Below are 14,821 nucleotides of genomic sequence, written 5' to 3' on the forward strand. Positions count from 1 at the left end.
CCCTCTCCCCCCCCCTGTTGGTCCCCCCCCCCCCCCCCCCCCCCGCCCCCCCCCCCCCCCCCGCGGATCGGGGGGAGGGGTTGGGGTGGCGGGTCAGGCGGTGGGGACGAGGCGGAAGACCTTGATCTCGCGGCCGCCGGCCCGCTCGACGTACGTGCGGTAGGCCGGCCACTCCTGGGCCAGCCGGTCGAACAGCCGGTCCCGGTCGGCGCCGGTGACCTGCTCGGCGCGCACCGGGATCCGGCGACCCTTGACGTCGACCTCGGCGGACGGCTGGGCCAGCAGGTTGAACGTCCACGACGGCTGGTGCTGCTGCCCCCAGTTGGAGCCGATCACCACGTAGGCGTCGCCGTCCGGCACGTAGAGCAGGGGGTTGCTGCGGGGCCGGCCGGAGCGGCGGCCGGTGGACGTCAGCACCAGCGTGGGCACCAACCCGAACGCGACCACCCGCCCCTTCGTCAGCCGGCCGACCAGCCGGTCGGCGGGGACGAGCACGCGCATGGTGGCGGCGAACCACCGCTGGTGACCGAGGTGGCGGGCGAGGGATCCCAGGGCGGACACCCGTCCAGTCTGCCGCCCCCGCCGCGCCCCGTCACCCCCTGAGCCACCCCGACGGCCGATCGGCGGTCAGTCGAGGCGGCGTTCGACGGGCAGGCGCGAGCGGGTGAGCAGGGCCGCGCCGAGCATCGCCACCAGCGGCACCACCACCAGCACCGCCATCGTGAGGCCGGGCACGGTCACCGGGTACGGCGGCTGCACCGGCCAGGACTGCGCGTACCGCTGGTTCAGCGAGGCCAGCACGACGGCGGCCGAGCCGAGCCCGGCCACGATGCCCAGCGCCGAGCCGAGCACCGCGATCACACCGGCCTGGCAGAGCGACAGCACCCGGCGTACCCGCGGGTCGGCGCCGACCGCCGCGAGCGTGGACAGGTCCCGACGGCCCTCGGCGGCGGCCAGGCCGGTGGCGACCGCGGCGGCGCCCAGCGTGATCACCCCGGAGGCCGCCGCCAGCAGGAGCAGCAGGGGACGCTGGTCGGTCGGCGGGTCGGCGGTCGACACCTGGAGGGACGCCGGCGCCACCTCGGACAGCTCGTCGATCAGCCGTTCGCGCTGCCCGTCGGTGGGTGGGTCGGCGGCGTCCACCAGGTAGCCCAACGGCGCCGCCACCAGGCCGAGCGCCCGCGCGGCGGCGGGGGAGAGGACCAGCCGGTCCACCGGAAGGCCGCCGCGCAGCGGGTATCCGGGCAGCAGGCGGGCCGCCGACGGGGCACCGGAGCTGTGGGTCACCTCCACCCGGACCCGTCCGTCCGCCACCTGCCGGGGATCGGTGACCACCACGCCGCCCGCGGCGAGCGTCCGGCGCGCGGCGGCCACCTCGTCGGCCGGCGCGCCGGTGAGCGCGGCCAACACCTCACCGTCGTCCACGATGGCCGGCAGCGAGATGTCGTTCGGTTCCCGGAACGGCTGTCGGCAGCGGGGATCGTCGCGGGCCGAGGCGGGAGCCACCTCGAACGGCTCGTACCGGCAGCGCTCCTCGGGCGGACGCACCGCCAGGGCGACGCAGTAGTCGTCCGGGGCGGCCGGACGGGCGCACTCGGGAATGGCGAGTCCCGCCACGCCGGCGTCGGGCAGCACGGCCCGGACCCGTCCGGTGACCGCGGCGAGCGTCGGCCGCGGGTTCCCCTCCTGGTCGGCGAACTGGACCAGCGCGTGTCCCGGCGGCAGGCCGGGTTGCCACCCCGCCCGCTGCCGGGCGTCGTCGCTGGCCACGTAGACGCCGAGCGCGACGCTGCCGGCGACCGCCGCCATCACGGCCGAGATGGCCGGCGCGGCCGACGACCGGTTGCGGCTGGCGTCGCGCAACGCGAGCCGGGGGGTCAGCGGCAGCAGCCGGCCGGCCCGGGCCAGCAGCCCGACCAGCGTCGGGGTGCAGAAGACCAGCCCCAGCTCACCGAGGGTGACACCGGCCAGCACCCCGGTCGGCGAGGTCCGGGTGGCGGCGAACGCGGCCAGGGCGGTGCCGACGACGGTGAGCAGCGCGCCGAGCAGCAACCAGCGCCGGCGCGGCCGGGGCGCCTCGCGCCGGCCGGCCAGGCCGGCCACCACGTCCTGCCGGGCCGCGGTCCACGCCGGCGCGAGCGCCGCCAGCACGCCGGCCAGCACCGCGACCGCGGCGATCGCGGCCAGCGCGCTGGGAAACACGCGGTACGCGCCGAGACGCTCGTGGATCAGGTACTGCTCGACCAGCGGCCGGCCGGCGAACGCGGTCCCGACGCCGAGCAGCAGCCCGAGGGCGGCCCCGCCGGCGCCGAGCACCACCCCGTCGGCGAGCACGATCCGGCGCAGGTGGGCAGCGTCCCCGCCGGCCACCGCGACCAGCGCGAGATCCCGCCGCCGGCGGCGTACGCCGACCGCGAAGGCCGGCCCGACCAGCAGCACCACCTCCAGCAGACCCAGGCCGCCGACCAGCACCGAGACGCCGGCCTCCTCGGCGTCCGGCAACGGCGTGCCGTTGTCGAACTCCTGCCGGCCGGGCAGCGGGGACCGGGTGGACACCTGGATGCCGCGGGCGTTCAGGTGGTCGGCCAGCGCCCCATCCATCGCCCCGGGCAGGTCCACCAGCCAGCTCTCGTCGGTGGGCGGCCCGTCCGGAGCGACGCCGGAGAGCGTCACCACCTCGCCCAGGTTGTCCGGGAACTCGACCACCCCGACCACCCGGTACGGCGTGCCGTCGGTGGTGCGCACCGGCGCCCCGGGGCGGGTGTCCAGCCGGCGCTGCGCGGCCGGACTGACCGCGATCTCGTCCGGGCGCACCGGCACCCGGCCCTCCCGCAGCGTCGCCAGCGGACGGGCGAGCGGGTCGGTCAGGTCGAGCGCGCGCGCCTGGAACGACACTGTCCGGCGGCCGAGCGGCGTCTCGAACGGCATCCACCGTCGGACCCGGATGACCCGGCTGCCGGCGGGCAGGAGCGCCCGCAACTCGTCGGCGGTGACCGGGCGGGTCCGGGGCACCGGGTCGCCCTCGACCGGCCAGGAGTTGTCGCCCCACCTGTCCTGCGTCACCGGGGTCAGGTTGTTCCAGCGCAGCTCGGCGTCGGCCGCGCCGAGCCGGCGGTCGAGCTGTTCCGAGCGGGTCAGCTCGGACATGTCGTAGCTCGCCGCGGCGAAGCTGAGTCCCAGCACCGGCAGCGCGATCATCACCAGCACCAGCAGGGTGCGGCGGCGGGAGCGGCGGGCCTCCCGGCGGGCGATCCGCAGCGCGGTGCGCCACGACCCCCGGGCCGCGGCGAGCCGGCCGGGGCTCACCGTTCGCTGCCGCTGAGCAGGTGCTCGATGCCGACCAGCGGCGCGGTCGAGTCGACGAGCACCCCGTCGCGGAGGAAGACCACCCGGTCCGCCCAGCCGGCGTGCCGGGCCTCGTGGGTGACCAGCACCCCGGCCGCGCCGTCGTCCACCCGGCGGCGCAGCAGGTGCAGCACCGCCTCGCCGGCCTGCGAGTCCAGCGCGCCGGTCGGCTCGTCGGCGAGGACCAGCCGGCGTTCGCCGACCAGGGCCCGGGCGATCGCCACCCGCTGCTGCTGACCGCCGGACATCTGGTCGGGGAAGCGGTCCGCCTGCCCCGCGACGTCGACCTCGCGCAGCGCGGCCAGGGCCAGCCGGCGGGCCGCCCGCACCCCGGTGCCGTCCAGTTCCAGGGGCAGCGCCACGTTCTCCACCGCGGTCAGGCTGCCCAGCAGGTTGAGGTCCTGGAAGACGTAACCGATCCGGCGGCGACGCAGGCGGGCCAGCTCGCGGGCCGGCAGGCCGCCGAGCGCCTCGCCCTCGACCAGCACCTCACCGCCGGTGGGCCGGTCCAGCCCACCGGCCAGCGCCAGCAGGGTGGACTTGCCGGACCCGGAGGGGCCCATCACCGCCACCAGCTCGCCGGCCGCCACGGTGAGGCTGACGCCGCGCAGCGCGTGCACGGCGGCCTCGCCCGCGCCGTGCGTCCGGTGCACGTCGCGTAGTTCGAGCACTCCGCTCATCGTCGCGGGCCTCCCGTGTCCCGTCACCGGCGGGCCTCGTCAGCGGCCCGGTCCACCGCCTCGGGGTGGACGACCGGCCGGCCCGCCGTCGGGCGGTGGCGGACCAGGCTGGTCTCGCAGTGGTCGAGCCACCGCACCTCGGCCTCGGCCTGGAAGATCATCGCGTCCAGCACCAGCCGCCAGGGCAGATCCTCCGGCTTGTCGCTGGTGTACTTCAACCGGGTGAACTCCTGCAACGCGCGCATGGTGGCGCTGCGCTGGGTCTGCACCACCGCCCGGACGTCCACCCCGGGTGTGGTCAGCGCCAGCGCCAGCTTGATCGACAGTTCGTCCCGGGGCCGGTCGGCCCGGCTGATCGGCGTGGCGAACCAGAGCGCCAGGTCCGCACGCCCGGCGTCGGTGATCTCGTACGGCCGCTGCCCGCTCTCGTTCTCCGGCAGCGGGCGCACCAGGCCGTCGCGTTCCAGGCGGGCCAGTGTGGTGTAGACCTGCCCGATGTTGAGCGGCCACGTCGAGCCGGTCGACTCCTCGAACGCGGCACGCAACTGGTAGCCGTACATCTGGCCACGTTCGAGGAGGGCGAGCAGGCCGTGGCGGATGGACATGGCCTGGAGTATGCATACCTGGTATGCGCGCCGCAACCGGAAGGCTCCGCCGGGTGACCACCGCCGCGCTCAGGCCGGCCGACCCGGGAACGGCACGGTGACCGGGCTCACCCCCGCCGTACGCCGCCAGCGGGTCGCCCGCAGCGCGCAGTCGGTGAGCGCGGCGAGCGCCGTGTTCCGGTCCGCGCCGCTGGTGTGCGGCAGCGCGGCCCGCCAGTGACCGGCGGTCCGTTCCTCGATCTCCACGGCCAGTTGGAGCGCGGTCGTCCGGTCGGTCACCGGATAGGGCAACGCGTAGCCGGCCCGGTCCGCCGGCACCTGCCCGGCCCCCTCGGCGAGCTGGAGCAGCAGCGCGTCCCGGCGGGACCGGTGCGCCGCCTCGGCGGCACGGGCGGCCGAGCGGGCCGCGTCGGTGAGGTGCACGCCGATCACCCCGTACGCCCAGACCGCCGCGTACTCGGCGGCGAGCGCGTCACCGAGCGCCCGGGTCGCGCCGTTGCCCGGTCCGCTGCTCGGGTCCCCGCTGTGCCCGACGGGCATGACCACCCGGCCCTCGCTGCGCTCGGTGCGTTCGCTCATGCGGTGCTGGCCGGGCATGCGCTCACGGCCCTCGCTGCGCTCGGTGCGTTCGCTCATGCGGTGCTGGCCGGGCATGCCCTCACGGCCCTCGCTGCGCTCGGTGCGTTCGCTCATGCCAGCGCCTCCACGTGGGTGGCGCGGGCCGCGGCGATCGAGCCGAGCAGCGCCGCCCGATCGGCGGGCGCGGTCGCGCCGGCCTTGGCGGCGTTCGCGTGGCCCTGCTGCTCGGCCCGGCGCAGCTCGGCGAGCACGGCGTCCGGAGCGTCGGCCGGTGCCCCGGACGCCGGGCCGGTCGGGCCGGTGGACGGGCCCGAGGGCGCCGGCCGGCCGATCACCCGGCGCAACTCGTCGGCGTGCGCCCGGTGCGCGTCGGCGATCGGCGTGAGCCGCGCGGCCAGCGCCGGCGCGGTCGCGGCGGCGGCCCGGTGCCGTGCCTCCAACGCGAGCGCCTCGGCCGCCAGCGGCTCCAGCGCGTCCGGTGGCGGTGGCTCGTCGTCGCGGTCGAAAGGATCACAACCAGTCAGCGGCGCGGTCGCGCCACCGAGCGCCACGAGCGCGCCGGCACGCAGCAGGCGACGCCGGGAATGCCCCGCTCCGCCCTGGTCGGATGGTGTTCTGCCGGTCCCCACCGGACAAGTCAACACCATCCCCGCCACCCCGTGGGGCACGGTCGTCGGTGCGCCGCCCGGTCCGCCACCCGGCCCAGGCGTTACGCTCTGCGCAGCCACCGGGCGCGAACGCCCCGGTGGCGTGCCGGCATTGCGGGTCGACCGCGCACGCCGGCCCGGACGAACCCGGCCCCGACGGGCCGTGGCAACAGCAGAGAGGTGCGCGGAATGACGCAGCGTGGCCGTGCCACCCGGTCGTCCGGGCCCGCCGGGCGGCCCCGCCGGTCCGACGGCCCCCGCGGTCCGGAGCGGAGCGGCGCACCCCGTGGCGACCTCGCCGCCCGCCGGGCCCGGCTGCGCGAGGTGATCGAGCCGGTGATCACCGCCGCCGGCTACGACCTGGAGGACCTCTCCGTCTCCCGGGCCGGGCGCCGACACGTGGTCCGGGTGATCGTGGACGCCGACGGCGGGATCAACCTGGACGCCGTCGCGGACGTCTCCCGGGCCGTCTCCACCGCGCTGGACGCCGCCGAGGAGGCCGGTGGCGACATCGTCGCCGGCGAGTACCAGCTCGAGGTCAGCTCGCCGGGCGTGGACCGCCCGCTCACCCTGCCCCGACACTGGCGGCGCAACGTCGGCCGGCTGGTCAAGGTCACCGTCCGCGGCGACGCCGGGGACCGGCAGCTCACCGGCCGGGTCACAGCCGCCGACGACGAGCGCGTGACGCTGGAGACCGACGCCGGCTCCGCCGCCCATCCGTACGCCGAGCTCGGGCCCGGCCGGGTCCAGGTGGAGTTCTCCCGCCTGGACGACCTGGCCGACGCCGACCTCGACGACGACACCGACACCGACACCGACGACGAAGATCTGGAGGACGAGGAGAGGTGAACATCGACCTCGCGGCGCTGCGCGCCCTGGAGCGCGAGCGGGAGATCCCGTTCGACACGATCCTCGCGGCGATCGAGACCGCGCTGCTGACCGCGTACCGGCACACCGACGGCGCCGAGCCGCATGCCCGGGTGGAGATCGACCGTAAGAGCGGGGCCGCCTCGGTCTACGCCCAGGAGACGGACGACGACGGCACGGTCACCCGGGAGTGGGACGACACCCCGCACGACTTCGGCCGGATCGCCGCCATGACCGCCAAGCAGGTGATTCTCCAGCGGTTGCGGGAGGCCACCGACGAGGTGCACTTCGGCGAGTACGCGGGTCGCGACGGCGACCTGGTCACCGGCGTGGTGCAGGCGCACGAGGCCCGCAAGGAGAAGGGCATCATCAGCGTCGACCTGGGCAAGCTGGAGGGCGTGCTGCCGCAGTCCGAGCAGGTGCCGGGCGAGGACCCGCAGCACGGCGAGCGGATCCGCTGCATCGTCGTGCACGTCGCCAAGGGCATGCGCGGGCCGCAGATCACGCTGTCCCGGTCGCACCCGGCGCTGGTGAAGAAGCTCTTCGCGCTGGAGGTGCCGGAGATCGCCGACGGCACGGTGGAGATCGGCGCGATCGCACGTGAGGCAGGTCACCGTACGAAGATCGCCGTACGCTCCACCACGCCCGGCGTGAACGCCAAGGGCGCCTGCATCGGCCCGATGGGACAGCGGGTCCGCGCGGTGATGAGCGAGCTGCACGGCGAGAAGATCGACATCATCGACTGGTCGGACGACCCGGCCACCTTCGTCGGCAACGCGCTGTCGCCGGCCAAGGCCCTGCGGGTCGAGGTGGTCGACCTGGCCAGCCGCGCCGCCCGGGTCACCGTGCCGGATTTCCAGCTCTCGCTCGCGATCGGGCGGGAAGGGCAGAACGCCCGCCTGGCGGCCCGGTTGACCGGTTGGCGCATCGACATCCGCTCCGACGCGGAGTCCTCCGGCGCCGCCGGCCGCAGCGGAGCCGATCACGTACCGGAGCCGGGCGGCGCGATCTCGAGCAGCTAGGGGTAGACTTTCTCAGTGGCACGACGCGAGCTGCCGGAGCGCACCTGTGTGGGCTGCCGGAAACGAGCGCCGGCCAGCGAGTTGTTGCGGGTCGTCGCGGTCGGTGACGAGGCTGGTCAGATCAGTCTCCGGCCCGATCCGGCCCGCAGACTGCCGGGTCGGGGAGCGAACATGCACCCCAATCCGGCCTGCTTCGCGCAGGCGGTGCGGCGCCGCGCCTTCGGGCGGGCACTGCGGGTCGCCGGGGTCCCCGACCACGGCGCGCTTGCCGAGCACGTCGACGCGCAACCCCCGACGAGCGGTCAAACCCGACCGGTCGCGGGTCGCTAGCAAGGTAGGACGACCGACATGAGCACACGATGAAGTCGCAGAAATGACCAGGCTTCAAGTGCACGAGTGAGGTTGCTGCGGGTGCTGCCCGCACGACCTCGGAGTGAGGAGTGCAGTGGCAGGAAAGGCCCGCGTACACGAGCTTGCCAAGGAGCTCGGGGTCGAAAGTAAGACCGTTCTCGCCAAGCTCAAGGAGATGGGCGAGTTCGTGAAGTCCGCCTCCAGCACCGTCGAGGCGCCTGTCGCCCGACGGCTGCGGAACGCGTTCGTGGCGTCCGCCGGTTCGCCGGCGCCCGCCGCCCCGCCGGCTGCCGCGTCCAGCGGCCCGGCACCGACCCCCACGCCCACCCCGACCCCGGGTGCCCCCCGGGTCTCGGCCCGTCCGATGCCGCCCCGGCGGCCGGCCGCGCCGACCCCTGGACCGCGGCCCAAGGGCCCGGTCCCCGGCCCGCCGCAGCCGGCGACCCCGGTCGCCAAGCCGGCGAGCGCGCACGACATCGAAGTGGCGGCCGCGGAGGCACGCGCCGCCGCGCTGAAGGCTGAGCAGGAGGCCGCGGTCAAGGCCGCCCAGGCCGCCCGCCAGCAGCAGCGCGAGACCCCCCGCCGGGAGCCCCCGGCCGAGGGCGGTGCCCGTCCCGGCCCGCGTCCCGGCCCGAACGCCATGCCGCCGCGTCCGGGTTCCCCGGCCGCGCGTCCCGGCGGTCCGGGTCAGGGCCAGGGTCAGGGCCCCGGTGCCCGGCCGGGCGGTCGCCCGCCGGCGCGTGGCGCCGGCAACAACCCGTTCGGCATCCAGGGCGGCCAGCAGCGTCCCCCGGCCGCCGGCGCGGGCGGTCCCCGTCCCAGCCCGGCCGGCATGCCGCCGCGGCCCAGCCCGGCGTCCATGCCGCCGCGGCCGAGTCCGGCGTCCATGCCGAGCCAGCGTCCGACCACCGGTCGCCCCGGCGGTCCCGGTGGCGGTCGTGGCGGCCCCGGCGGCGGCGCGGGTCGTCCCGGCGGCGGCGGTGGCGGTGGCTTCCGCGGCGGTCCCGGTGGCGGTGGCGGTGGCGGTGGCGGCGGCTACCGCGGTGGTCCCGGTGGCGGCGGCGGTGGCGGTGGCTTCCGCGGCGGTCCCGGTGGCGGCGCGCCCGGCGGCGGCGGTGCGCCCGGCGGCGGTTTCCGTCCCGGTGGCGGCGGTGGCCGTCCGGGTGGCGGCGGTCGCGGCCGTGGCGGTGGCGCGGCGGGTGCCTTCGGGCGTCCCGGCGGTCGGCCGACCCGTGGTCGCAAGTCCAAGAAGCAGCGCAGACAGGAGTTCGACAACCTGTCGGCCCCGACCATGTCCTCGGGTGCGCCCCGCGGTCAGGGTCAGGTCGTCCGGTTGTCCCGTGGCGCCTCGCTGTCGGACTTCGCCGACAAGATCAACGCCAATCCGGGTTCGCTGGTCCAGGAGATGTTCAACCTGGGCGAGATGGTGACGGCGACCCAGTCCTGCTCCGACGAGACCCTGCTGCTGCTGGGTGAGCACCTCGGCTTCGACGTGCAGATCGTCAGCCCGGAGGACGAGGACCGCGAGCTGCTCGCGCAGTTCAACATCGACCTCGACGCCGAGGTCGCGGCGGACCGCCTGGTCAGCCGTGCGCCGGTGGTGACCGTCATGGGTCACGTCGACCACGGTAAGACCAAGCTGCTCGACGCGATCCGCAAGGCGAACGTCGTGGCCGGCGAGGCGGGTGGCATCACCCAGCACATCGGCGCCTACCAGGTCCACGTCCCGCACGAGGGCGAGGACCGCGCGGTGACCTTCATCGACACCCCGGGTCACGAGGCGTTCACCGCCATGCGTGCCCGTGGTGCCCAGGTGACGGACATCGTGATCCTGGTGGTGGCGGCCGACGACGGCGTGATGCCGCAGACCATCGAGGCGCTCAACCACGCCAAAGCGGCGGACGTGCCGATCGTGGTCGCGGTCAACAAGGTCGACAAGCCGGAGGCGAACCCGGACAAGGTCCGCCAGCAGCTGACCGAGTACGGCCTGGTCGCCGAGGAGTACGGCGGCGACACCATGTTCGTCAACGTGGCCGCCAAGCCCGGCATCGGCATCGAGGAACTGCTCGAGGCCGTCCTGCTGACCGCCGACGCGTCGCTGGAGCTGACCGCTCCGATCGACGGGCCGGCGCAGGGTGTGGCCATCGAGGCGCACCTGGACAAGGGCCGCGGCGCGGTGGCGACCGTGCTGGTGCAGAAGGGCACGCTGCGGGCGGGTGACTCCATCGTCGCCGGTGGGGCGCACGGCCGGGTGCGGGCCATGCTGGACGAGAACGGCAAGCCGGTCGACACGGCCGGGCCGGCGCGTCCGGTCATGGTGCTGGGTCTGACCACGGTGCCGGGTGCGGGTGACACCTTCCTGGCCGCCGAGGACGACCGCACCGTGCGGCAGATCGCCGAGCAGCGGCAGGCACGGCGGCGGGCGGCGTCGTTCGCCAACTCCCGTGGCCGGGCCACCCTCGAGACGCTCATGGAGCAGCTCAAGGAGGGCGAGAAGACCTCGCTCAACCTGGTGCTCAAGGGCGACGTCTCCGGTTCCGTGGAGGCGCTCGAGGACGCGCTGTTCAACCTCGACATCCCCGAGGAGGTCCAGCTCCGGATCATCCACCGGGGCGTGGGCGCGATCACCGAGAGCGACGTCATGCTCGCGAGCGCCTCGTCCGAGGCGGTCACGATCATCGGCTTCAACGTGCGGGCCGCCAACAAGGTCCGCGAGATCGCCGACCGCGAGGGCGTGGAGATCCGGTACTACACGGTCATCTACCAGGCCATCGAGGAGATCGACGCCGCGCTCAAGGGTCTGCTCAAGCCGGAGTACGAGGAGGTCGAGCTGGGCACCGCGGAGATCCGCGACGTCTTCCGCTCGTCCAAGATCGGCAACATCTCCGGCTGTATCGTCCGGTCCGGCCTCATCCGCCGCAACGCCAAGGCGCGGCTGCTGCGGGACGGGTCGGTCGTGGCGGACAACCTCACGATCAGCTCGCTGAAGCGGTTCAAGGACGACGCGACCGAGGTCCGCGAAGGCTTCGAGTGTGGTCTGACGCTGGGCGGTTACAACAACGTCCAGGTCGGCGACATCATCGAGACCTTCGAGATGCGGGAGAAGCCGCGCGCCTGAGTGGTGTGCACGACCGGTCGAGGGCCGGGGCCTTCGGGCCCCGGCCGTCGCCGTTTCCGCAGGCTGAGACAATCTCCGGCGTGATCGGGTACGCACTGCTCCTCGCCCCCTCCGCCAACCGCGTCTACGCCGACGCGGCCGCCCGGCTGGCCCGCGCCGAACTGGCCGTGTTCGCCGGCTCGGGCGTGCTCGACGCGCCGCCGTCCGACGCGGAGGTCACCCGCATCGGCGGAGTGGATTACCTGACGTTCACCGCGCCCGCACCCGGCCTCGGCGCGCGGGACCTGGCCCACCTGGCGAACCTGTCGGCGGCGTACGCGCTCTTCGAGCGGGTCGGCGACGACCTGCTCCGGCCGGTGCCGCTGCACCCGCTGGCCCGGTACGACTCGGACCTGATCACCATCCCCAAGTACGCCGGCAAGACCAACGAGCAGTTCACCCGGCTGCTGCTCAACGTCACGCTGCTCGCCTCCGCCGCCGCGCCCCGGATGCTCGACGGCGGGCTGGTGGTGCTGGACCCGCTCTGCGGCCGGGGCACCACGCTCAACCAGGCGCTCATGTACGGCCACGACGGCATCGGCGTCGAACGCGACAGTCAGGACGTGGAGGCGTACGCGACGTTCCTGCGTACCTGGCTGCGCCGCAAGCGGCTCAAGCACACGGCGGAGACCACCTCGGTGCGCCGGGACCGCAAGCTGGTCGCCCGCCGCTTCGAGGCGGTGCTCTCGCCGTCGAAGGACGCGCACCGGGCCGGTGCCACCCAGCGGATCGTCGTGCTGAACACCGACACCACCCGGGCCCGCGAGGTGCTCCGTCCCCGCTGCGCCGACGTGCTCGTCACCGACACGCCGTACGGGGTGGCGCACGGCAGCCGCACCGGCCAGGGACTGTCCCGCAGCCCGCTGGAGCTGCTCACCGCCGCCGTACCGGTGTGGCGGGAGCTGTTGCGGCCGGGCGGTGCGCTGGGGCTGTCCTGGAACACCCACGTGGCGCCGCGCGCGGCGGCCGAGGCGGTGCTGACCGACGCCGGCCTGCGCGTCGTCGACGGGCCCGGCTGGCGGGACCTGGCCCACCGGGTCGACCAGGCCATCGAGCGGGACGTGCTGGTGGCGGTCACGCCATAACCGGGTGACCGGCGGTGGTCACGTCTTATCCGGGTGACCGGCGGCGTCCCGGCGCGTACCGTTGCTCGCCGTGTATACCGGAACCGCGCTGTTCGACCTGTTGCTGCCGGGTGACTCCCGGTCCCTGAAGGCCAAGCGGTCCTACGTCCGGCCGATCGTCGCCGCGCTGCGCAAGTTCGAGGTCTCGGTCGCCGAGGTCGGCGCGCTCGACCTGCACGGCCGGGCCGAGATCGGGGTGGCCGTGGTGGCCGCCGAGCCGGCCCACGTCCGCGAGGTGCTCGACTCCTGCGAACGGATGGTCGCCGCCCGCCCGGAGACCGAACTGCTGTCGGTGCGCCGCCGCCTGCACGGCGCGGACGACTGACCCGGCCGGCGTGGCGTACGGCGGCCGGGCCCGCGTGGCGTACGGCGGCCCGGCCGCGCCGCGCGTCGCCCGGCGGGGCGCGGGTAGTGTTCTTCGACGTTGGGCGGTCGGACCCGGCGGCGCCCGGCGCCGTCCGTCTCCGGCCGGCGGCTCCCGGTCGCGACGCGATCCGGAGTCGGAGGTGACAGTGATCTGGAGGTGGGGGACATGTCGGATCCGGCCAAGGTACGCCGGCACGCGGAGCGCGTCCGCGAACTTGTCGCGTCGGTGGTGCGGAGCCAGATCAAGGATCCCCGGCTCGGCATGATCACGATCACCGACGCCCGGATCACCGCCGACCTGCGCGACGCCACCGTCTTCTACACCGTGCTCGGTGACGCGGCGGCCCAGGCGAGCACCGCCGCCGCGCTGGAGAGCGCCAAGGGCATGCTGCGCAGCACCGTCGGCAAGGCACTCGGCCTGCGGCACTCGCCGACGCTCACCTTCGTGCTCGACGACGTGCAGAACCAGGTCAAGCACATCGACGACCTGCTCACCGCCGCCCGCTCCGCCGACGCCGAGGTGCAGCGGCTGGCCGCCAAGGCCGCGTACGCGGGCGACGCCCAGCCGTACCGCGTCGAGGAGGACGACGCCGACGCGGAGGGTGACTCCCCGGCGGACGAGGCCGACGCCGAGGGTGACTCCCCGGCGGACGACGCGCCGCGCGGCGGCGACCGCCGGTGACCGAGGCCGTCCCGGGCGGTGGGCCGGTCACCGCCGTGAGCGGCGCGCCGGCCCCCGCCGGTCCCACCGACGCCGACTGGGCGGCGGCCGTCGCGGCGGTGCGGGGCCTCCACCCGGACGCGCGGGTGCTGCTGATCTGCCACGTCAACCCGGACGGGGACGCGCTCGGCAGCATGCTCGGCTTCGCGTTGGGCCTGCGCCGACTCGGGGTACGCCACCTCCAGGCGACGTTCCCCGGGCCGGCCGGCGTGCCGGAGCCGTTCCGCTGGCTGCCCGGCGTCGAGCTGCTGGTGCCGCAGGACGACGCGGATCCGGCACCGGACCTGGTGATCTGCTTCGACGCGGCGAGCGAGTCCCGGCTCGGCGACCTGGCCGACCGGCTGGGCGGGGCGGGCACGTCGCTGGTGCTGGACCACCACGCCTCGAACACCGGTTTCGGTGACGTCAACCTGGTGGACCCGCACGCGGCGGCCACCTCCGTGGTGGCGCTGGGGCTGCTGGACCGGCTCGGCGTTCCGCTGGACGCGGACACGGCGACCGGGCTCTACGTGGCACTGACCACCGACACCGGCTCGTTCCGGTTCGAGGCGACCACCCCGGCCGTGCACGAGATGGCCGCGCGCCTGCTGGCCACCGGTATCCGCCCCGGCGACATCTCCCGGCGGGTCTTCGACACCCGTCCGTTCGGCGCCGTCCGCCTCTTCGGCGAGGTGCTCGGCCGGGCCACGTTGGAACCCGCCGCCGCCGACGGGCACGGCCTGGTCTGGACGTACGCGACCCGCGACGACCTGGTCCGCCACGACCAGCCGGCGTACGTGTTGGAAGCGCTCATCGACTCGGTCCGCTGCACCGCCGAGGCGGACGTGAGCTGCGTGGTGAAGCAGTCCGGAGACGCCGAGTGGGCGGTCTCGCTGCGCAGCAAGGGCGCGGTGGACGTGAGTCGGGTGGCGGTCGGCCTGGGCGGCGGCGGGCACCGCTTCGCGGCTGGTTTCACCGGTCGAGGCCCGCTCGACGACGTGATCGGCAGCATCCGCGCCGCACTCACCCCCGCGCTACTGACCGCCCCACCCGCCTGACCGCCCCATCCCTGACCTTCCCTGCGTCGATCTTGCACTTGGTGCCCCTGGAACGTCGGTTTCGCACCGAATGGGTGGTCCGTAACTGCAAGATCGACGGTCGGGGTGTCGGGGGCGTTCCCGCGTGGGGTGGGGTGTCTGGTTTCGGGGTGGTGGGGGGCACGCTGGCGGTGGAATGGGTCGGGGGGTCGCGGCGTTGTATCCCGGTGCACGGCTGAGGAAGGCAAGCGCCCCGCCAGCCCTCTGGGAATGACGGTGGGGCCCCGGTCGTTGCACAGTCTTCCGGCGCCCGCGTCGAGGCCCCCGCCCCGCGAGCAGCC

Annotated in this window: 13 protein-coding genes and 1 pseudogene; 8 read left to right on the top strand and 6 right to left on the bottom strand. The window is 75.1% G+C overall.

Going from position 1 to position 14,821, the window contains the following annotated elements:
- Positions 1–93: 93 nt before the first annotated feature.
- The 6 genes from ACLQ2W_RS27350 to ACLQ2W_RS27375 form a co-directional block, all read right to left on the bottom strand.
- Positions 94–561 carry a nitroreductase family deazaflavin-dependent oxidoreductase gene (locus tag ACLQ2W_RS27350; protein ID WP_281935573.1) on the bottom strand — a complete coding sequence of 156 codons (468 nt, stop codon included), beginning with the start codon at positions 559–561 and terminating at the stop codon, positions 94–96.
- Between the two features lie 66 nt (positions 562–627).
- Positions 628–3,306, bottom strand: a complete 2,679-nt coding sequence (locus tag ACLQ2W_RS27355; protein WP_425789894.1) for an FtsX-like permease family protein — start codon at positions 3,304–3,306, stop codon at positions 628–630.
- On the bottom strand, positions 3,303–4,025 hold the full coding sequence (locus ACLQ2W_RS27360; protein ID WP_107156012.1) for an ABC transporter ATP-binding protein: 723 nt from the start codon (positions 4,023–4,025) through the stop codon (positions 3,303–3,305). Before ACLQ2W_RS27360 ends, ACLQ2W_RS27355 begins: the two co-directional genes overlap by 4 nt.
- A gap of 23 nt (positions 4,026–4,048) precedes the next feature.
- On the bottom strand, positions 4,049–4,630 hold the full coding sequence (locus ACLQ2W_RS27365; RefSeq protein WP_425789897.1) for a PadR family transcriptional regulator: 582 nt from the start codon (positions 4,628–4,630) through the stop codon (positions 4,049–4,051).
- A gap of 69 nt (positions 4,631–4,699) precedes the next feature.
- Positions 4,700–5,170, bottom strand: a complete 471-nt coding sequence (locus ACLQ2W_RS27370) for a ferritin-like domain-containing protein (protein WP_425789921.1) — start codon at positions 5,168–5,170, stop codon at positions 4,700–4,702.
- Positions 5,171–5,319: 149 nt separating this feature from the next.
- On the bottom strand, positions 5,320–5,781 hold the full coding sequence (locus tag ACLQ2W_RS27375) for a hypothetical protein (protein ID WP_425789923.1): 462 nt from the start codon (positions 5,779–5,781) through the stop codon (positions 5,320–5,322).
- Between the two features lie 264 nt (positions 5,782–6,045).
- On the opposite strand from ACLQ2W_RS27375, the gene rimP reads away from it, so the two are divergent.
- The 8 genes and pseudogenes from rimP to ACLQ2W_RS27415 all read left to right on the top strand — a co-directional run bounded on the left by rimP (position 6,046) and on the right by ACLQ2W_RS27415 (position 14,501).
- The gene (gene rimP, locus ACLQ2W_RS27380; RefSeq protein WP_425789899.1) at positions 6,046–6,705 is read left to right on the top strand and encodes a ribosome maturation factor RimP; all 660 of its coding nucleotides are present in this window, start codon (positions 6,046–6,048) and stop codon (positions 6,703–6,705) included.
- Complete coding sequence (gene nusA / locus ACLQ2W_RS27385; RefSeq protein ID WP_425789901.1) at positions 6,702–7,745, top strand: transcription termination factor NusA; 1,044 nt, start codon at positions 6,702–6,704, stop codon at positions 7,743–7,745. Before rimP ends, nusA begins: the two co-directional genes overlap by 4 nt.
- 15 nt (positions 7,746–7,760) lie before the next feature.
- Positions 7,761–8,097, top strand: a pseudogene (locus ACLQ2W_RS27390) (YlxR family protein).
- Between the two features lie 93 nt (positions 8,098–8,190).
- The gene (gene infB / locus ACLQ2W_RS27395) at positions 8,191–11,214 is read left to right on the top strand and encodes a translation initiation factor IF-2 (RefSeq protein WP_425789903.1); all 3,024 of its coding nucleotides are present in this window, start codon (positions 8,191–8,193) and stop codon (positions 11,212–11,214) included.
- A gap of 80 nt (positions 11,215–11,294) precedes the next feature.
- Complete coding sequence (locus ACLQ2W_RS27400; RefSeq protein ID WP_425789905.1) at positions 11,295–12,338, top strand: TRM11 family SAM-dependent methyltransferase; 1,044 nt, start codon at positions 11,295–11,297, stop codon at positions 12,336–12,338.
- 70 nt (positions 12,339–12,408) lie between these two features.
- On the top strand, positions 12,409–12,702 hold the full coding sequence (locus tag ACLQ2W_RS27405) for a DUF503 domain-containing protein (protein ID WP_107156020.1): 294 nt from the start codon (positions 12,409–12,411) through the stop codon (positions 12,700–12,702).
- A gap of 207 nt (positions 12,703–12,909) precedes the next feature.
- Positions 12,910–13,425 carry a 30S ribosome-binding factor RbfA gene (rbfA, locus tag ACLQ2W_RS27410; protein WP_425789907.1) on the top strand — a complete coding sequence of 172 codons (516 nt, stop codon included), beginning with the start codon at positions 12,910–12,912 and terminating at the stop codon, positions 13,423–13,425.
- Positions 13,426–13,460: 35 nt separating this feature from the next.
- Entirely contained in the window at positions 13,461–14,501 is a 1,041-nt protein-coding gene (locus tag ACLQ2W_RS27415; protein WP_425789925.1) for a DHH family phosphoesterase, read from the top strand.
- Positions 14,502–14,821 lie beyond the last annotated feature (320 nt).

It is taken from the genome of Micromonospora sp. DT227, from assembly GCF_049841835.1.
Taxonomy (GTDB): Bacteria; Actinomycetota; Actinomycetes; order Mycobacteriales; family Micromonosporaceae; genus Micromonospora.